Genomic DNA, 19516 nt, shown 5'->3' on the forward strand with positions numbered 1-19516 from the left:
CATCAAACCTCTTTGAAAAGAAGTAGATAAATTATTATGAGTTGTTGCTCATAATATTGGTTAATAATCATTGGGGAAGAATAAAACCCCAATGATTAAAGTTTGATTTTATCGTAACAACTCTAAAGGTAGAGTGCAATAATGGAAGTTTTCCAATTTACGATATTTGTTTTGCAGCGGAACGAGAAAATAGTATTTCTAGCAAGATTGCCATTACAGATCCAAGAACGAGACCATTACTTAAAAACGATGCTAGAAATGGTGGAAGTGTGGAATATGCTCCTGCTGGAACAAACATAACTCCGACTCCTGTAAAGATTGAAAGACCGGCTACTTTAAATAATCGTTCTTTATCCTGGACAGTTTCGTATTCTCGAAAGGCGAGACCAATCATGCTTGCGAATACAGGATAAATAGCGGCATAACCAACTGCAACAGGGATTGCTGCAAAGAATGAAGTAATCTTTGGAAATATACTAACGACAATAATAAAGCTTGACCCTAATATAAACGGGAGACGTTTATAAATATTAGTCGTTGCAATAAAACCTGCTGATCCAGAAATAGCGACAGGCCCAATAGCTGAAAATAGGCCGCCTAGCAATTGGTTGATTCCTGTTATAATGCCAGCTTGTTTAAAACGATCTAATGCAGCGTTTTCTTCATATTTAGAGACAACCTTTTGTACAACGCGAATACTTGCTAACATATTTGTTAGAAGTAAGAGTGTAACGAAAATGACCGTAATTACCATGTTCCATTCAACACGAGGCATTCCGAAAACAAATAAGGATGGAAAACGGATTATGTCTGTCACTGGTGTTATTGGATTAGATAATCCGAAACATGCGAATAATATCCAGCCGCATACGATACTGAAAAGAACGGAATATTGTCCAATAATAGGTAGCTTCATGATGAAAAAGGATAGTAAAATAACAATGAGTGAAAGAATAAATACGTTAGGTTGTACTTCTGTATGTTTTCCATCAAGGCCAAACATTCCCTTTAAGAAGGAGCCACTAAGCTGCGCGACAAGAAGAAATAAATACGTTCCAATGACTGTCGGTGTAAAATAGCGAACGAGTTTATCAATAAGTCCAAAAACGCTAAGAATAATACAAATAATACCGCTTAATAAGAAAGCATATTGAAGAACTTTAAGTGTCTCATTGCTTGATCCAAATAATACGACGCCTAAACTCGCATAAAGGGAGAAAATTCCCCACCAAAGGCCAGCAGGACCTTCTTGAATAGGAAGTTTATGCCCAAATATAGCTTGCAAGAGACCAGCAAAGCCTAGAACAAATAACGTTCTTTGTACGAATGCGATAGCTTCAGCACCATCAAGACCATAACTAGTTGCGACACTAATTGGTACAATAAGGCTTCCAGCTAAAATAAATAGTGCCCATTGTAAGGCGGAAAGAAATGTCTTCATTATATCAACCTCTTTCATAGATTCCGTATCTAGTATATACGTATTTTATTTCCACTGGCAAAGATTGTAGATAGAGAAAAGAGTTGAAACAAGGTATGAATGCACGTAAGCAATTATGGATAGCAGTTATATGTATGACTTTTGTTGTAATTCTAGGAACGATAGGATTTATGACGATTGAAGAGATTAGTTTGTTTCAAGCATTTTGGATGACAATGATTACTGTATTGACTGTTGGATACGGAGATTCCGTTCCTGTAACGCAAGCGGGGAAAGTATTTGCGCTCCTTATTATTCCTGTTGGCGTAGGTATTGTTACGTATGCAATTGGGGTAGTGGCAGCTATGATTATTGAAGGGAATTTATTTCATGCAGTACGGAGGAAGAAGATGGATAAACAAATAGCGCAGTTGAAAAATCATATTATAGTATGTGGTTGCGGTAGAGTGGGGCTTCAAGTTGTACATGAATTGCAAGAAAAGAATATTCCATTTGTCGTTGTTGATAAAGATGAAAGTATATTGGAGCAGGAAAAGCTTTTATTTGTACATGGAGATGCAACGGAAGATCAAGTATTACATAATGCCGGAATTTTAAAAGCAGCTGGTTTAGTTGCTATTGTTGCAAATGATGCCGAAAATGTATTTATTACATTAACAGCAAGAGGGTTAAACGATACGATTAAAATTGTGGCGAGATCTGAAAAGCCAGAAACTGAAGAGAAATTAAGGCGTGCCGGTGCAAATAAGGTTATTAATCCATCTAGTATGGCGGGTATTCATATCGCAAAAGGTATTGCAAATCCATTAACCGTTCATTATATTGATACAGTGTTGTATGGAATAGAACAGTCATTTGTCATTGAAGAAATTCTAGTTGGAAAAGATTCAATATTAGTTGGTAAATCGTTACTAGAGAGTAATGTAAGGAATCAGTTTGATGTAACAATATTAGCGATTTCAAGAAATGGGGATATTATACATAATCCAGCAGGGCAGGAAAAATTGAAAGAACATGATATGATAATAGTATTTGGTTCAGTAGAGAAGCTGGGACAATTTGAGAAAGAACTACAAAGTATGAGGTGATAAGGGATGCAAATATCAAGCGATAAGATTTTAAATAAAATGGCGAATGAAATTGCAAAGGCAAAAAGTAGTGAAGGACAAAAATCAAAAGAGCATTTATTAGTTGTACGTGCTTTATGCGATTTATTATTAGATGAGCAAGTTGAATCTTCTACGTATAGAGAGCCGCAAATTCAATCACAAATAATTGGATCACAGCCAGTAACGATGCAACCAATCGCACCGGTTTCTGGAGAACCAGTATATATAAAAGAAAGTGATGCAAACGGTAATTCTTTATTTGATTTTTAGGAGATAAATCGTTTGGCTTATATGTAAAAATTGCTTATGATAAAGGTAAAAAAGGGGAATTAAGATGAAAATTTTCTTTTTACTAGGTTGTATTGCAGCGGGGCTATCTGTTGCGTTAGGAGCGTTTGGAGCACACGGTTTAGAAAATAAAATTTCTGCAAAAATGTTAGAAGTTTGGAAAACAGGTGTTACATATCAAATGTTCCATGCAGTTGGGCTATTCGTAGTTGCATTATTGATGGATAAGATTCAATCATCACTTTTAACTACTGCTGGTTGGCTTATGGTAGCTGGGATTATTATGTTCTCAGGTAGTCTGTATGCGTTAAGCACAACAGGGATTAAGTTTTTTGGTCCAATTACACCTCTTGGTGGTGTAGCGTTTATCGTGGCGTGGATCTTAGTTGGAACTGCAGTTGTAAAAGGGTTATAAAGAACAAAAGCTGGCATATGCCAGCTTTTTTTATGGTCTTGGAGCATAAGTTGCTTGTTGACTAGGTAAATACGTAATTTCTTCTGGGAATTCTACATAATCTAAGTAAATCATTAATAGTAAATAACGTTTCCCTGATTGTGGTTCACTAATTACAATATGATCACGACCAGCAGCTTCGATAATACCTGTATACGATTGTGTACCGAGCGAGCTACCGCGCTCATAAGTCATTACAACTGTAGCTTGCTTGCCCTTGTTTAAGCGAAGGATGTTTTCAATATAGGATTGTTCTAGAGGTAACATGCCTTGAGAAATTGCATATTGGGCTTGCGCAGCTTGAGCTGCTTGTTGTTGCATCGCTTGCTGTTGTTGTTGCTGCCCAGCAGTCATTTGTTGCGGTTGTACATAAGTTCCAGATGGTTGATAAAATCCTGTTCCATAATACGGGTTTTGTTGCTGTGCCATTCAAAAATCCCTCCTCATTATCAATCCTTAATATACGCTAGGACAATCCTCGCCAGATGGCTGGAAGAAGCAGTGCTTTTTGAAGCGACCAGAGTTTTGTTGATTATACCAAGTTGGTGGACAAGGGCCTTCAGGTCTAAAAAACCATAAGGCAAAATTTGCAGGCCAAAAACGTTGTCCTTGAATCGTTCGCCTTGCTAAAGCGATATCCTGTTCTCTTGCACGTTGATAAAAATATCCTTTTTGCGTTGCCTCAAAACCACCAGGATTTTGATAAACCATTTGACGTAAATTACGTATTTTTTTAAAATCTAAACAATTTCCCCGGACACGATTTACCCCAACATTTCCGACCATTAACATACCTTGTTGCCCTTCTCCTTCGGCTTCAGCACGCATCAGTCTAGCTAATAGCTTTACATCTGCTTCGTTATACGCGATAACGCCCATTATGTGTCACCTCTCTTTTTGGAATACCTTGTGGAAAGAGGTTTATCTCTAGATGAAGTGTGTAACAATTACTAGTTCATACGTATGAGAAAAAGGACTCAGATATGACAACCAAAGGAAGTTTTACATTGAGAGTGGAAAATAAAAAAAGCTAGCGTGAGCCAGCTTTTTTATTAAAAAACTTTAGACCATAAGTTTGAGAAGAAATCTCCAATAGAGCGCATTGTTAAAACAAACCAATTTGCTTTTTCAACTTCTTCTGTCGTTTTTGCAGTAACTTTCATACTTTTACTACCGTCTAAGAAACCATATTTATCAGTTGATTCTAAAGTAATTGAGCCTACTTTGGTATCTTTCTTAATAGGAGCAACTAAATGTCCATCTTCAGAAAGAGATTTATCTAATTCAGTTCCAATTTTATAAGGATCTTTGCTACCTTTTTTCGCAATTACTGTTATTTCTTTTTCGGGTGCAACAGTTACTTGGTCTTCTTTCCCTTTTACTACAGAGATTGTATTGTTTTTATTAACTTTTAGTTTTTGTTTTTCAAAGTTATTAAATCCATATTCGATTAATTCACGAGATTCCGTGAAACGTTCATCCATTGATTTTGTTTTAATAATAACCGAGATAAGACGTACATCACCACGTTTAGCAGTAATGGTAAATCCGTATCCAGCTGTATCAGAACTTCCGGTTTTTAAACCATCAGTACCTTCATAAGCGAAAGCAGCTCCTGGTAACATCCAATTCCAGTTTTCCATACGAATTGGTTTTGGGTGATTGTCTGGGAAGTTTCTAAATCTTTGTTTTGTATCCTCTAGCATTTCTGGATACTTTGTAATCATTGCTTTTGAAAGCATACCCATATCACGAGCTGACATAGAGTTTTCTGCATTTGGATCAGTACCCTCAGGATGTTTTCCTTTTAAGTCAGCGTTATTTAAGCCAGTAGCGTTTACAAATTTATATTTCTTTAATCCTAGCTTTTTAGCATGTTCATTTGCAAGATTTAAGAAGTTTTTCTCACTTCCTGCAAGAAGTTCTGCTAAAGCAATACTAGATCCATTTGCAGAGAATATAACAATAGAATGATATAATTCTTTTACAGTATATTGACGTCCTTTTTCGAACGGTACATTAGAGAATTCATTATTACGAGAGACTTCATAAGCGTAATCAGAAATATTTACTTTCGTATCCCATGTGATTTTTCCTTCTTTAATTGCTTCTAAAACAGCGTAAACAACAATTAATTTTGACATACTAGCAATAGCTAGCAATTCATCTGGATTTTGCTCGTGAAGTATTTTTCCTGTATCTGCATCAAATAAAAGTGCAGCCGCCGCCTCAATATGTATTTTTTCTTCCGCATGGGATGTTGTTACTCTTAAGGGAGAAATTGACAATACAAGCAATAGTAAAATAGACAAGATTTTTTTCATATAGATTATCACCTTCGCATCGTTATTTAGCATATAGCTCGTATCATTTTAGCATATCTTTACATATAAAAAGGTTACAATTTTACAAGAAATTTGAAAAAATGTTGGTTTTTCTTCAAAAGTGCAGAAAAAAGGAGATTTTTGAGGATAAATATAGAGAAGAATAAAAAAAGGAACGAATTTCGTTCCTTTTCACCATTTATATGTGTAAAAATTTCTCTACTTTTTCGTCTGGTAAAATGTTTCCAACGAAGAATGTTCCAAATTCACCATAACGAGCACTTACTTCATCGAAGCGCATTTCGTATATAAGTTTCTTAAATTGAAGAACATCGTCAGCGAATAATGTTACGCCCCATTCGAAATCGTCGAATCCAACAGATCCTGAAATCACTTGGCGTACTTTACCTGCGTATTGACGCCCAATTTTACTATGGCTGTACATCATTTTTTTACGTTCTTCCATAGGAAGCATGTACCAGTTGTCATCACCTTGGCGACGCTTATCCATTGGATAGAAGCAAATATGATTTGCTTTCGGTAATTCAGGATATAAACGAGCTAAAATTTGAGGGTTTTGGTATGGATCCTCATCAGCTGGAAGGTAGTTGCTTAATTCAACAACAGATACGTAAGAATATGCAGGAACCATATATTCAGCTAAAGTTGTTTTATTCAATTCTGTCTCAATTTCATTTAACTCTTCCATTGTTGGACGTAAAATCATAAGCATAATATCAGCTTTTTGGCCAACAACTGTATACATTGCGTGACTACCTTTTTTCGCAGTAGCTACTTCGTTCCATTTTTCAACGACATTTAAAAATTCAGACACTGCTTGTCCGCGTTCGTCGCTAGATAATGTTTTCCATGCAGCCCAATCAATAGAACGTAAATCATGTAAACAATACCAGCCATCTAACGTTGTTGTTGCTTCACTCATTCTATTCACCTCAGTTAATGATAGTTTTACACGTTAACTATAGCATATATAGTTTTAAAATCATCTATATAAAACCTTGGCGCATAAAATTGTCACATTTAAGTGTTTAAGCAAGGTGAATTTAACGGCTGAATTTTATGAAAATATAATCATTTTTATTTTATCTATTTTTTGGGAGCTATAAGTTTAAAATATAGAAGAAAAGCAGTATTCTTAAAGATAGAGTTTTTTTAACATATGTAGGAGGGTTTATTCGTGAGCAACTTATTTACAACAGTAAAAGAAAAAGTTCAAGGAAAAGGCATTTCTATCGTACTTCCTGAAGGAACTGATGAAAGAATTTTAGGCGCTGCAGAGCGTTTAGCAAAAGAAGAGTTAGTAAAACCAATCTTAGTTGGTAATAAGGAAGAAATTAGCGCAAAAGCTGCTAGCATGAATTTAACATTAGCAGGCGTTGATATTTACGACCCAGCTACATACGAAGAAATGGATGCAATGGTAGCATCTTTCGTTGAACGCCGTAAAGGTAAAGCAACTGAAGAAGACGCTCGCAAAATCCTTAAAGACGAAAACTACTTCGGTACAATGCTTGTATACATGGGCAAAGCACACGGTTTAGTAAGTGGTGCAGCTCACTCTACAGCTGATACAGTTCGTCCAGCACTTCAAATTATTAAAACAAAACCAGGCGTTACAAAAACTTCTGGCGTATTCATCATGGTACGTGAAGAAGAGAAATATGTATTCGCTGATTGCGCAATTAACATTGCACCAAACAGCCAAGATTTAGCTGAAATCGGTATCGAAAGTGCGAAAACTGCTGAGTTATTCGGCATTGATCCACGTGTTGCTATGTTAAGCTTCTCTACAAAAGGTTCTGCGAAATCTCCAGAAACAGAAAAAGTTGTAGAAGCAACTCGCATTGCAAAAGAAATGGCTCCTGAGTTAACTTTAGATGGAGAATTCCAATTCGATGCTGCATTCGTACCATCTGTAGCTGAGAAAAAAGCTCCAGGTTCTACAATTAAAGGTGATGCTAACGTATTCGTATTCCCAAGCTTAGAAGCTGGTAATATCGGCTACAAAATCGCTCAACGTTTAGGTAACTTCGAAGCAGTAGGACCAATCTTACAAGGCTTAAACATGCCTGTAAATGATCTGTCTCGTGGATGTAACGAAGAAGAAGTGTACAAGTTAGCTTTAATTACAGCAGCTCAAGCACTTTAATTCTATAATGAATTGAAATAAAGACCGTCGCTATTATAGCGACGGTCTTTATTTTTCTAAGCCAAGTGCTTTATTATTACGATCAATAATACGTTGTAAATTCGTCTCATATAAAGGAATCTCGTCTATTGTTAATTGAGATGTTGTTAACTTTGGAGCGAACTGCTGCAATGTTTTTAAAAGACGCATCATTAAATCTTGTACTGTAATGGTTTCACCAAGTAATTCTGAGAGTGAGGCCATCGTACTTGGTACAATTTCAGGGTATGTAAAGCGTGTTTCTTCCCCTTGAATTGCTAGGTTGTAGAAATCACGAACGAGTGCGGCACGCTCAGAGCCACTTCCGGTAGCGCAGAGGTAAATTTGGACAGCGACACCGCCGCGAATACGACGTTGTGAAATACCAGCGAATTTTTGATCGCGAATACTTAAGTCATAACTACCAGGACAGTAAGAGCCAACAATTTCTTTTGCCTCGATAGTAACGTCGTAATCCTTTAACATCTCCTTAATCAAATGCCACATTGTATCGTATCCAAGATCAATATCGATACCTTTTTCTGTTTCTTGAAATAAAAGTGATACATTTAAAACACCTTCATCAAGCACGACCGCAAGCCCGCCAGAATTACGAACAATAACATTGAAGTTGTTTTGTTTTAAAAAAGAAATACCTTCTTCTAAATGCGGAAGGCGTGAATCTTGAATGCCAAGGACAATTGTATTGTGATGAACCCAAGAACGCATTGTTGCGGCTGACTTGCCATTTCCAATGCTTGTGCATAATGTGTCATCCATTGCGAATGACTGAAGTGCATGGAATGTTGGTCCCAAACTAGACTGATCTACAATGCGCCACTCTGGCTGAGATAAAATGGAACGGGAATTGCTCATATAACTAACCCCTTATCTTTAAAATGACAATCTCTATTATAGCAAAAAATGAAAAATGGAGTTTTCTCACATATAAAGGGGGAGCTTAGAGGTGAAATAATAAAAAGGATGCATTGCATGCATCCTTCTTATTCTGCAATTTTTTCTAAATTACCGTTTCGGTCCATTCGGAAAGATGTTTGAGAACGTTCTTCGTCATCCATGACTGCCAATTTACGAGCACGGTTCATAATGTTCATAAGTGTTTCGTAATCTTCTTGTACAGTATGAGATTGCTTTTCTAATTTTTCTAGTTTCTTTTCTAGTTCCTCATTCCGAAGGATTTGTGCTTTAATTTCTTGTTTCAATCTCGTATTCTCGTTTTCAAGAGCTGTCACTTTTATATTTGAAGATCCGACTGTTTGTAAAAAATAAATAACATCTTGCATTGTCATAGAGCTTCTTGCAGCAGGAGCAGTAGATTCTTGATATGGAATAGCTTCTTTATATTGTACGATTGATTCTTCTTGTACTAATTCTTCATAATCAGTTATCGAATCTGAAGCTGGTGGTGTATAAAGTAAACGTTTTTTCGCTTGTTCACCGCTTGCAGCACGCATTTTATCTTTACGATGTTTTTTTGCTAGTTGAAGAGCTTGTTCATAGCTATAGCGAACGACAGCATTCCAGCGGAAACCACAAGCAGCAGATGTACGATTTAACTGATCCCCTACTTCCTCAAATGCATTTAATTGCGTACTTCCTTCTCTAACATGACGAAGTACCGTTTCAGCAAGTAATAAATCATCCTCATCTGTCCAAGCATCTTGTCTTACTTTCATAGATTCAACTCCCTTTCTTTTTATGAACTTCCTATTTTTATAATGGGCAAAAAAATAAACTTTTATACAAAGCTTTTAAAAATATGGTAGATTTCGATGAAAGGTAAAAATTTTCCCATGAATGGTGAGCGCTTCTGTAGGAGAGCATATAAATATGTATCATTATGTAGAGAATAGGCTTTGTAGGGAAACTTGCAACGAGCTTCAAAGAGCGGTAAAATACCATTTAGTGTTTATTTTTAAATGTACTTGAGAAAAGTTTAAAATAGAGGAAGTGTTATGTAATGGGAAACGAGTTTCGCGTGTGCGATGACTGTCAGGCAACGAACATTAAAACGTTAGTTCCGAAGTTAAAAAAAGTAGATTCATGTGCAACGATTGAAGTTGGATGTCAGTCTTACTGTGGTCCTGGTCGTAAAAAATCATTCGCATTTGTAAATAACCGTCCAGTTGCGGCTCCAACAGAAGATGAGTTAATCGTGAAAATTGAAGCAAAGTTAAATAAGTAAGAAAAAGAAGAGTGAAAAGATTACTCTTCTTTTTTTATGCCCATAAGAGGAATGATTTATTCTGCGAAAGTACTCTTGTGTGGACGAACGTTTTCTAAAGGATGAACATAACTGTTGTATTAAAATACCAATTTGTATAAATTTATATTTCAAAATAATGGTTGACAGTCTTTTAAAGCGATAGGTAGAATAGAAGTGTCTGATTCTGAGAATCATTATCAAGGAAATAACAATTCACCTAATTTTTTTATTACTATTTGAGAATAAATTTCATTTCAATAAATATATGTTGTTGGTTAGGATGGTTGAGGGATGGAAGCGAGCGCAAGCAGTATAGAACAGCAAGAAGAGAATGTTAAAGAGATTAAGAGCAGACCGCTCATCGCTTCTATTATTTTAGTAGCGGGTACAATTTTGTTAGCTTTAAGCATGGCAGTTTCTATTTCTTTTGGGGCTGCAGATATTAGTTTAAAGACTGTATGGCAAGCTGTATTTCAGTTTGATGGATCTATTACACATCATAACGTAATTCAAGAGCTTCGCATGCCTAGAGCAATAGGGGGCGTAGTTGCAGGTGCCTTTTTAGCGGTATCAGGAGCAATTATGCAAGGTATGACGCGAAATCCACTTGCTTCACCATCGTTAATGGGGATTACAGATGGAGCTGTATTTGGAATTGCAATTATGTATGCATTTTTCCCTAATTCACCTTATTTAATGTTTGTTATCGCATCTTTTATTGGAGCTGCGTTTGGTGCAAGCATTGTATATGGAATTGGATCTTCTTCACCAGGTGGATTAACACCTGTGAAATTAGCTTTAGCAGGTGCAGCTATTAGTGCTTTATTAGGGGCAATTTCATCTGGAATCGCGTTGTATTTCAATCTTGCCCAAGAGGTGAGTATGTGGAATGCAGGCGGAGTCGCTGGAGTGAAATGGCAAAGTATTAATATGTTAGTGCCAATTGGCCTTGTTTGTCTTTTTATCGCAATTATGATGTCGAGATATATTACAATTTTGAGCTTCGGTGAAGAAATTGCGATTGGACTTGGTCAAAATACGACATTGATTAAATTTATCGGAACAGTACTTGTTCTTGTTTTAACGGGTTCCGCAGTTTCCATGGCAGGATCAGTTGGATTTGTTGGTCTTGTAATTCCGCATATGACTCGTTTCCTCGTAGGCTCGGACTATAGATGGGTTATTCCATGTTCTGCGGTCTTAGGTGGGCTGTTAATTGAATGTGCAGATATGTTATCTCGCGTTATTAACCCGCCATTTGAAACGCCAATTGGAGCAATTACAGCGCTAATTGGGGTTCCATTCTTCCTCTACTTAGCACGTAATGAAGGGAGAGGAAAGATGTGAGGACGAGTGTCTTAACAAAAAAGAACATTTCTATATTAACGATTTTAGTAGGACTAATCGTTTCTATATTTCTTATTAGTTTAAATACAGGAACTTTTAAAATCCCGCCAATGGACGTATTAAAGTCATTGGTTGGACTAGGGGCTGAAGATCAGTCTGTTATTTTATTTGAATTCCGTATGCCGCGTATGGTAATTGCTATACTAGTCGGATCTGCTTTAGCTATGTCAGGCGCGATTTTGCAAGGTTTATCACGAAATCCGCTTGCTGATCCAGGTATTATAGGTATTAATGCTGGAGCGGGATTAACAGTTGTTATATTCGTCTACTTCTTCTTCGGAAAAGTAGGGACTGGTACATTTTTATCTGTATTCATTCTTCCATTCTTCGCACTAGTTGGAGCGATATTAGCAGCGGTAATTATTTATTTACTAGCATGGAAAGACGGCGTTTCATCGACTCGATTAATACTAGTCGGTATTGCCGTTGCAGCTGGATTTGGAGCTGTTAGTTTAATTTTCTCTATGAAGATGACATCTAACGATTTTCGTTTTGCTACGATTTGGCTGGCGGGAAGTCTATGGGGTACAGATTGGAAATTCGTATTAAGTGTACTTCCATGGATGGTTATTTTCTTACCGCTTGCTATAAGTAAAGCACACATATTAAATGTAATGAACCTAGGCGATTCTACAGCAGTTGGCCTTGGTGTAAACGTAGAAAAAGAAAGACGTAAATTATTATTTATTGCAGTTTGTTTAGCAGGGGCATCTGTTGCTGTTGCCGGCGGAATTGGCTTTATCGGTTTAATGGCCCCGCATTTAGCAAGGCGCCTTGTTGGTGGTAAACATCAAATTATGTTGCCCACAGCTGCGCTAATAGGAACGTTTTTACTTTTATTCGCAGACGTAATTTCAAGAAGTGTACTAACAACTTCAGAAATACCAGTCGGTCTTGTTATTTCTGTAATTGGTGCACCGTATTTTATTTATTTACTTATGAGGACAAAATAAAGGGAGGCTTTTCGTATGGCAACTTTAGCGGTGGATGCGGTATCGGTTGGCTATAATGAAGGTTTAATTATTGATGGATTAACAGTTGAAATTCCGGAAGGGAAAATTACAACAATTATTGGACCAAATGGTTGTGGGAAGTCCACATTATTAAAAACGGCGTCTCGTATTTTGAAGGCAAAGCAAGGTACTGTTTATCTTGACGGAAAAGCAATTGAGAAACAGCCAACGAAAGAAATTGCAAAGAAAATGGCGATTTTACCACAAACTGCAGAAGTGCCAACGGGTCTTACTGTATTTGAGCTTGTGTCATATGGAAGATTCCCTCATCAAAAAGGGTTTGGCACGTTGAAAGAAGAGGATTATCGCTACATTAACTGGGCACTGGAAGTGACAGGAATGAAAGAATTTGCGAATCGTCCAGCAGAAGCGCTATCAGGCGGTCAACGTCAACGTGTTTGGATTGCAATGGCTCTTGCACAAGGAACAGAATTACTTGTATTGGATGAACCAACGACGTACTTAGATATGGCTCATCAATTAGAAGTATTAAACTTATTGAAAAAGTTAAATGAAGAAGAAGGTAGAACGATTGTTATGGTTATCCATGACTTAAATCACGCTTCTCGTTTCTCAGATCATATGATTGCATTAAAAGCAGGTAAGTTAATGAAACAAGGAACGCCAGATGAAGTTATGACAAGTGAAACACTTCGTAACGTATTTGAGATTGAAGCTCAAATCGTTCCATGTCCAGTAAACTGTAAGCCAATTTGTTTAACATATGATTTAGCGATGATTAGTAATCAATTGCGTAAAAAAGCATAAGTAGAACCCCCTCGTGAAGAGGGGGACTTCTAATGGACGTTGAGCTTCTTATATAAGAATGGGAAGTTGAACGCCCGTTAGAATGGGTTATTAACAACAATTAATAAATATATATTAATTAATTGTTATCTTTGTTTCTTATAGTTCGTTGTAACTTATAAGATAAATACAGCTAGAAGGAGTGGGAACATGAAGAATTTTAAAATGGCACTATTAGCAATGGTACTAGTTGTGACTTCTGTACTATTTGCAGCTTGTTCTAACAAAGAAGAAGAAAAGAAAGCAGATGCAAAGACTGAAGAGCGCACTGTAAAACATGCAAAAGGGGAAATTAAAATTCCTGCAAACCCAAAGAAAATTGCTGACCTTAGTGGTTCAACAGAAGAATTATTAATTTTCGGTATGAAACCGGTTATTACTGCTAATACATCTCAAGAAAAAATTGATGCACATATTGAAAAGAAACTAAAAGACGTTAAACCAATTGGTTCTGCTTGGGGCGATAAAATTAACATCGAAGCAGTAGCTGCTGCAAAACCAGATTTAATTCTTGTAAATAATCGTCAAGAAAAGATTTATGATCAATTATCTAAAATTGCACCAACAGTTATGTTAAACACTCCATTAGATCAATGGCGTCCAAAATTTGAAGAAGTAGGTCAAATCTTCGGTAAAGAAAAAGAAACAAAAGAATGGTTCAAAAAGTATGATGAAAAAGCAAGCAAATTACATGACAAAATCGTCGCTAAAACTGGTGAAGCAACATTCATGAAAATGGCTGCGTATCCAAATGCTTTCCGCGTCTACGGTGACTACGGTTACGGTAGCGTAATCTTTAATGATTTAAAACTACCAGCAGTTAAAGGTACACCAACTGATAAACCACTAGTACAAGTACAAAAAGAAGCTTTAATCGATTACAACCCAGATTACTTATTCGTATTTACAACTGGTGACGGTTCTCAGCGCTTAAAAGAATTTCAAGAAGAATCAATTTGGAAAAACATGAACGCTGTTAAAAACAACCACGTATTCACAATTAAAAATGAAGACTTAAACAAAGGTTACTTCCCATTAGGGAAAGATATGATCTTAGACGAAGTTGCTGAATTCGTTTTAGGTAAATAATGTATAAAGGAAATCACTTTTACTTCGGTAAAGGTGATTTTTTCTTTTTATAAAGGTAATTAATACAGTCTTTCATTTCTTTCTGTTTCTCATTTCGTTTATAATATAAAGTAAGAATGTAGTAAAGAAAGGGGGATGTCGGAAAGTGGTATATTTAAACGACAAACTCAGCGAAACAAAAGTGTTTAAAGACCCAGTACATAAATATGTGCACGTGCGTGATCGTGTTATTTGGGATTTAATCGGAACGAAAGAATTTCAACGCTTGCGCCGTATTAAGCAGCTTGGAACGACATTTTTTACATTTCACGGTGCAGAGCATAGTCGCTTTACTCATTCGTTAGGTGTATACGAAATTATTCGTCGTATGATTGATGATGTATTTGATGGCAGACCAAATTGGAATGCTGAAGATAGATTGTTATGTTTATGTGCGGCATTACTTCATGATGTCGGCCACGGCCCATTTTCTCACTCGTTTGAAAAAGTATTTTCATTAGATCATGAGAAATTTACGCAAAAGATTATTGTTGGCAATACGGAGATTAATGATGTATTAAGTCGTGTTGATAAGGAGTTTCCACAAAAGGTAGCAGATGTAATTGCAAAAACGTCTACTAATAAATTAGCGATTAGTATGATTTCGAGCCAAATTGATGCGGATCGTATGGATTATTTATTAAGAGATGCTTATTTCACAGGCGTAAAGTACGGAAACTTCGATATGGAACGTATACTGCGTGTAATGCGTCCGTATGGGAATCAAGTAGTCATTAAAAATAGTGGTATGCATGCTGTTGAGCATTACATTATGAGTCGTTATCAAATGTATTGGCAAGTATATTTCCACCCGGTAACGCGAAGTGCAGAAGTTATTTTAACGAAGATTTTACACCGTGCGAAATCACTGCACGAGAAGTATTATACATTTAAAAATCATCCTGTTCATTTCTATTCTTTATTTGAAGAAGAAGTAACAGTAGAGGATTATTTAAAGTTAGACGAGAACGTTATGTATTACTACTTCCAAGTATGGCAGGAAGAAGAAGATCCAATTTTAAGCGATTTATGCCGTCGTTTTATGAATCGAAATCTATTTAAATATGTAGAGTTTACAGATAAACACGGTTTAGATAATTGGATGGAATTAAGTAGTTTATTTAAAAAGATTGGACTTGATCCGGAGTATTATTTAGTAGTTGATTCAACATCAGACTTACCGTATGACTTTTATCGTGCAGGAGAAGAAGAAGAGCGTTTGCCAATCCTACTTCTTATGCCAAACGGAGAGCTTAGAGAGCTTTCACGTGAATCGGATATTGTTGAGGCGATTACAGGTAAGAAAAGAACGGACCAAAAGCTATTCTATCCACATGATTTAATCTATGAAGATGGAAGAAAAGGAAAATATAAAGAGAGAATTATTGAGTTGTTAGAAGGAAAGAAATAAGAAGCAGCTAGTGGCTGCTTCTTATGAAAAACTTGAAATTATTTGTCGCTTAAGCGTTTTCCGCCAACTGCATAATGGTTTTTAGACATTTCTTCGATGAAAACAACGATGTTTTCTTCAGGAGCACCAGTTGTTTCGCTTACTGCTGCTGTTACTTTCTCAGCAAGAGCTTTCTTTTGTTCTTCTGTGCGTCCTTCTAGCATTTTCACTGTTACGTATGGCATGTACAATCGCTCCTTTTATGTAAGTTACACTCTTATTATAGCGGATTATGGGGAAGAACAATCGAAAAAACAAATAATTTCTTTTTTTGACATATGGAAGAGGAGATGAAGTATGGATCAGTTATTTAGATATCCATTGCACGAAATTCCGTTAGTAGCAATGGCAATTATTATTGCACTATCCGTTCACGAATTTGCACATGCATATGTTGCATATAAATTTGGAGACGATACAGCAAAGAGACAAGGGCGTTTAACGTTATCACCGATGGCCCATTTAGACCCTATCGGTTTGATTGCAGTATTAATTCTTGGATTCGGTTGGGCAAGACCAGTTCCTGTTAATCCATATAACTTTAAAAGACCGCGTCTGGCAGGTATATTAGTTTCAATTGCAGGGCCGATTAGTAACTTAATTTTAAGTGCAATTGGTTTAATTATTTGGTATAGCTTATTAAAATTTGGTGTATTATACTCAATTCCATCTGCAGTGGCAGATACGTTAGCTCAATTTTTCCAGATTTTTATTATGCTGAATATCGTTTTACTTGTATTTAACTTATTACCAATCCCGCCACTTGATGGATATCGAGTTATGGAAGATTTAGCGCCAGCAAATATTCGCGCGAAAATGACACAGTATGAAAAATACGGGGCAATTGCGTTATTAATTCTTGTTATTACACCGCTTAGTAATTATACAATTCAACCTATTTTTCAGGTAGTTATTCCGCATGTATTTGTATTTTTAGATAGCATCATTGCGCCTATTTTTGGCCTTTTATAATTTTTAAGTGAGGAGGATTTTACATATGACAGAGAAAAAGAAAAAAATCGGTTTTAATATCGTGAAAAATGATTCAACAGATGGACATGGTGGATTTGGTGTTGGGGCATTAAGCTTAGAAAACATTTCACCTGTATTTGTTGATGTACTAGAGAAGACTGCATTCGTTGATATCGGTGCGATGCATGCGCGTAGTACAGTAGAAAAAGGTATTAAGTTTTTAACAAATAAAGATGAAGTTCCAAACGGAAAACCATTTTGGCTTGTTTGGGTAACAATTGAAAGAACTGCGACAGGTGCGTATTACGCAGGTGTAACAGCTTGTGAAATGACAGTTGATCGTGAGATTCGCCGCGGATATAAATCACTTCCAGAACACGTAAATAAAATGGATAAATCATTGAAGCGTCACATTATGGTTGACCATATGGATGAATCATCTAAAAAGGTACTTGGTACGTTCTTGAAAGAACATAATGAAGCGATTTGGAACGAATCTAGTGAAGAATTGCGCCGTGCATTATTAAGTGAATAAAAAATAGCTGACGGGTGCCCGTCAGCTATTTTTTTTACCAAGGAAGATATTTTTTCCACCAACTTGTTTTTTTCTTTTCTTCAGTCGTTTTTTCAAATTCTTCTTTATCATCGACGTGATCCATACAATATTCAGTCGGTTCGGTACCTTTAGCGAAATACATTTTCACAGAAATAGGACAATTTTTTGTAGCAATTTTACCGTTCTCTGGATTGATATTAACCGCTACGACGTCACTTGGTTGTTTAAATTCTTTTTTAGGCTGTCCATCTAAGCCTTTCTCCATCGTATCAGTCCATATTTTCTTCGCATATCCTTGTTCTGCTACGTTTGAAATAGATTTAGGTTGATCATATCCGACCCATACACCTGTTACGATTTGCGGAGTAAATCCGATCATCCAACTATCCGTTTCAGTAGAACCAGATTTGCCGGCATATGTTCTTGATAATTTTGATAACATCGATTGGCCAGTTACAGCAGCATAGCTGCTTAGTTTCTTATTAAACATACCAGTCATCATTTCTTCCATTACAAACGCTTTGCTCTTGTCGAGAACTTGTTTACTCTCTAAATGAGCATCGTATAATATATTTCCTTCATGATCCATAATGCGGCGAATGAAAGTAGGTTTTACTTCTTTTCCACCGTTTGCGAACATGCTATAAGCGTTAACCATTTCAATTGGTTTTACTGGTGATGTACCGAGAGCTAGAGAAGGCACATCTTTTAATGCACTTTTAATTCCAAATTGTTTCGCTGTTTTTGCTAGCGTGTCATCTCCTAAAAACAAATTCGTTTTCACAGCATAAATGTTATCAGAGACTGCGAGAGCTTGTGCCATCGTTACGAAATCATCTGCATAATAATCTTTATAGTTCTTCGGTTTATACTTTGAAACGCCGTCACCTAGGGTGAATACAGTATATTCGCTTTTTAAGCGCGTAGCAGGCGTGAATCCTCGTTCTAATGCCGCATAATATAGAAATGGCTTAAATGTAGAACCAGGCTGACGAATGGCTTGTGTAGCCCTGTTAAATTGACTCATATTATAATCAGTTCCACCAACAAGAGCAGCCACTTCACCTGTCGTTGGATTCATAGAGACGAGAGCAGTTTGTATGTTTGTTGTGTCAGGTATATGATCTTTTACAGCTTGTTCTGCTACAGCTTGTAGTTTAGGGTCTAGCGTTGTATAAATTCGTAAGCCACCTCGTTGTAAAGCTTGTTCGTCTAATCCAACATCACGAAGAAGCGAAGCTTGTACAGCATCTTGGAAATATGGTGCGACCTCTGCTACTTTTTTCGTATCTAATGAGGCAAAAGTTAGTGTCTCTTTCTTCGCTAAGGTTGCTTGTTGCTTCGTAATATATCCTTGCTTCACCATTTCATCTAATATGAGAGCTTGTCGTCCTTTAGCGCGATCCTCTTTCAAAAAGGGAGAATAGACACTTGGCCCTTTCGGGATACCTGCCAGCATACTAGCTTCTGCTAATGTTAACTCTTTTGCCGTTTTATCGAAATATAGACGGGACGCAGCTTCGATGCCATAAGCGCCATGTCCGTAATAAATTGTATTTAAATATCCTTCTAAAATATGATTTTTATTATAGTTTACTTCAAGGCGGATAGTGTACATTGCCTCTAATAATTTTCGTTTCCACGTTTTATCATGATCTAAATACAGATTACGTGCGTATTGTTGTGTAATTGTACTAGCTCCTTGTACCTTTGCCATCGCTTTTAAATCAGCAACAATTGCACCTGCAATCCGTTTCACATCGAAGCCGTGATGTTTATAAAATCTTTGATCTTCAATAGAAAGGGTCGCTTCTTTTACATAAGGTGAAATTTCATTAAGAGAGACATTGTAACGTTTTTGAATTTCGTTACTTTGTCCAATAACAGTATCATCGTTTGCGTAAAAGACGCTTGTTTGCGGGACCGCAACAGGAGGAGGTCCCATAATTTTTGCAACTATAATAATAACAAAAAAAGAAAAAACGAAGAAAAGGACGCACGAAAACATTGCGGTGAAGAAAAGACGTTTATATTTTTTAAGTTTTGGATTCATAGTTTGATCCATCTTTTTTCAGCCCCTCATTAATACAAGCGTTATTGTATTAGTATTGAGGGTTTTCGTTTATTTTAAACAATGAAATTTCGAAAATAA

At 36.5% G+C, this 19516-nt stretch carries 21 protein-coding genes; 12 read left to right on the forward strand and 9 right to left on the reverse strand.

Annotated features, from left to right (window positions below):
* Positions 1-157: 157 nt before the first annotated feature.
* Complete coding sequence (locus ACTFO4_RS10525) at positions 158-1441, reverse strand: purine/pyrimidine permease (RefSeq protein WP_061457932.1); 1284 nt, start codon at positions 1439-1441, stop codon at positions 158-160.
* A 95-nt stretch (positions 1442-1536) separates the two neighbouring features.
* On the opposite strand from ACTFO4_RS10525, the gene ACTFO4_RS10530 reads away from it, so the two are divergent.
* The 3 genes from ACTFO4_RS10530 (at position 1537) to ACTFO4_RS10540 (ending at position 3253) form a co-directional block, all read left to right on the forward strand.
* Complete coding sequence (locus tag ACTFO4_RS10530; RefSeq protein WP_002180590.1) at positions 1537-2529, forward strand: potassium channel family protein; 993 nt, start codon at positions 1537-1539, stop codon at positions 2527-2529.
* A 6-nt stretch (positions 2530-2535) separates the two neighbouring features.
* A complete protein-coding gene (locus tag ACTFO4_RS10535) occupies positions 2536-2820 on the forward strand; it encodes a YwdI family protein (protein WP_001167345.1) in 285 nt (94 codons plus the stop codon).
* Between the two features lie 64 nt (positions 2821-2884).
* The gene (locus ACTFO4_RS10540; protein WP_000688320.1) at positions 2885-3253 is read left to right on the forward strand and encodes a DUF423 domain-containing protein; all 369 of its coding nucleotides are present in this window, start codon (positions 2885-2887) and stop codon (positions 3251-3253) included.
* 30 nt (positions 3254-3283) lie between these two features.
* Here the strand turns inward: ACTFO4_RS10540 and gerQ are convergent, their stop codons facing one another.
* From gerQ to hemQ, 4 genes are all read right to left on the reverse strand, one after another.
* Positions 3284-3721 carry a spore coat protein GerQ gene (gene gerQ / locus ACTFO4_RS10545; protein ID WP_000068638.1) on the reverse strand — a complete coding sequence of 146 codons (438 nt, stop codon included), beginning with the start codon at positions 3719-3721 and terminating at the stop codon, positions 3284-3286.
* 27 nt (positions 3722-3748) lie between these two features.
* Positions 3749-4171 carry a cell wall hydrolase CwlJ gene (cwlJ, locus tag ACTFO4_RS10550; RefSeq protein ID WP_000538153.1) on the reverse strand — a complete coding sequence of 141 codons (423 nt, stop codon included), beginning with the start codon at positions 4169-4171 and terminating at the stop codon, positions 3749-3751.
* 173 nt (positions 4172-4344) lie between these two features.
* A complete protein-coding gene (locus tag ACTFO4_RS10555; protein WP_061457931.1) occupies positions 4345-5616 on the reverse strand; it encodes a serine hydrolase in 1272 nt (423 codons plus the stop codon).
* 199 nt (positions 5617-5815) lie between these two features.
* On the reverse strand, positions 5816-6559 hold the full coding sequence (gene hemQ, locus ACTFO4_RS10560) for a hydrogen peroxide-dependent heme synthase (protein ID WP_001287595.1): 744 nt from the start codon (positions 6557-6559) through the stop codon (positions 5816-5818).
* 255 nt (positions 6560-6814) lie between these two features.
* Between hemQ and pta the strand changes: the two genes are divergently transcribed.
* Complete coding sequence (pta, locus tag ACTFO4_RS10565) at positions 6815-7786, forward strand: phosphate acetyltransferase (RefSeq protein ID WP_000067215.1); 972 nt, start codon at positions 6815-6817, stop codon at positions 7784-7786.
* 48 nt (positions 7787-7834) lie between these two features.
* Here pta and ACTFO4_RS10570 read toward each other — a convergent pair whose 3' ends face one another.
* On the reverse strand, positions 7835-8680 hold the full coding sequence (locus tag ACTFO4_RS10570) for a lipoate--protein ligase family protein (RefSeq protein WP_000071951.1): 846 nt from the start codon (positions 8678-8680) through the stop codon (positions 7835-7837).
* A gap of 128 nt (positions 8681-8808) precedes the next feature.
* Positions 8809-9501: an RsfA family transcriptional regulator gene (locus ACTFO4_RS10575; protein ID WP_000868358.1), complete on the reverse strand. Its 693-nt coding sequence runs from the start codon at positions 9499-9501 to the stop codon at positions 8809-8811.
* A gap of 284 nt (positions 9502-9785) precedes the next feature.
* Between ACTFO4_RS10575 and ACTFO4_RS10580 the strand changes: the two genes are divergently transcribed.
* The 6 genes from ACTFO4_RS10580 (at position 9786) to ACTFO4_RS10605 (ending at position 15797) form a co-directional block, all read left to right on the forward strand.
* Positions 9786-10010, forward strand: a complete 225-nt coding sequence (locus tag ACTFO4_RS10580; RefSeq protein ID WP_000526071.1) for a DUF1450 domain-containing protein — start codon at positions 9786-9788, stop codon at positions 10008-10010.
* Positions 10011-10322: 312 nt separating this feature from the next.
* Positions 10323-11378 (forward strand): FecCD family ABC transporter permease, encoded by a 1056-nt coding sequence (locus tag ACTFO4_RS10585; RefSeq protein ID WP_000388294.1) that lies wholly within the window; start codon positions 10323-10325, stop codon positions 11376-11378.
* Entirely contained in the window at positions 11375-12391 is a 1017-nt protein-coding gene (locus ACTFO4_RS10590; protein ID WP_001260757.1) for a FecCD family ABC transporter permease, read from the forward strand. Before ACTFO4_RS10585 ends, ACTFO4_RS10590 begins: the two co-directional genes overlap by 4 nt.
* A 15-nt stretch (positions 12392-12406) precedes the next feature.
* Positions 12407-13219 (forward strand): ABC transporter ATP-binding protein, encoded by an 813-nt coding sequence (locus ACTFO4_RS10595; protein WP_000212068.1) that lies wholly within the window; start codon positions 12407-12409, stop codon positions 13217-13219.
* A 189-nt stretch (positions 13220-13408) separates the two neighbouring features.
* On the forward strand, positions 13409-14347 hold the full coding sequence (locus ACTFO4_RS10600; RefSeq protein WP_326234517.1) for an ABC transporter substrate-binding protein: 939 nt from the start codon (positions 13409-13411) through the stop codon (positions 14345-14347).
* A 145-nt stretch (positions 14348-14492) separates the two neighbouring features.
* Positions 14493-15797 (forward strand): HD domain-containing protein, encoded by a 1305-nt coding sequence (locus tag ACTFO4_RS10605; RefSeq protein ID WP_000262742.1) that lies wholly within the window; start codon positions 14493-14495, stop codon positions 15795-15797.
* Between the two features lie 38 nt (positions 15798-15835).
* Here ACTFO4_RS10605 and ACTFO4_RS10610 read toward each other — a convergent pair whose 3' ends face one another.
* A complete protein-coding gene (locus ACTFO4_RS10610; protein WP_001147171.1) occupies positions 15836-16021 on the reverse strand; it encodes a 2-hydroxymuconate tautomerase in 186 nt (61 codons plus the stop codon).
* Positions 16022-16133: 112 nt separating this feature from the next.
* Here ACTFO4_RS10610 and ACTFO4_RS10615 point away from each other — a divergent pair, with 112 nt between their 5' ends.
* Complete coding sequence (locus tag ACTFO4_RS10615) at positions 16134-16808, forward strand: site-2 protease family protein (RefSeq protein ID WP_000372444.1); 675 nt, start codon at positions 16134-16136, stop codon at positions 16806-16808.
* A 25-nt stretch (positions 16809-16833) separates the two neighbouring features.
* A complete protein-coding gene (locus tag ACTFO4_RS10620) occupies positions 16834-17343 on the forward strand; it encodes a YwhD family protein (RefSeq protein WP_000136678.1) in 510 nt (169 codons plus the stop codon).
* Between the two features lie 34 nt (positions 17344-17377).
* On the opposite strand, the gene ACTFO4_RS10625 is transcribed toward ACTFO4_RS10620, so the two are convergent.
* On the reverse strand, positions 17378-19429 hold the full coding sequence (locus ACTFO4_RS10625) for a transglycosylase domain-containing protein (protein WP_000372956.1): 2052 nt from the start codon (positions 19427-19429) through the stop codon (positions 17378-17380).
* Positions 19430-19516 lie beyond the last annotated feature (87 nt).

Source organism: Bacillus cereus group sp. MYBKT14-1 (assembly GCF_051915185.1).
Classification (GTDB): Bacteria; Bacillota; Bacilli; order Bacillales; family Bacillaceae_G; genus Bacillus_A; species Bacillus_A cereus.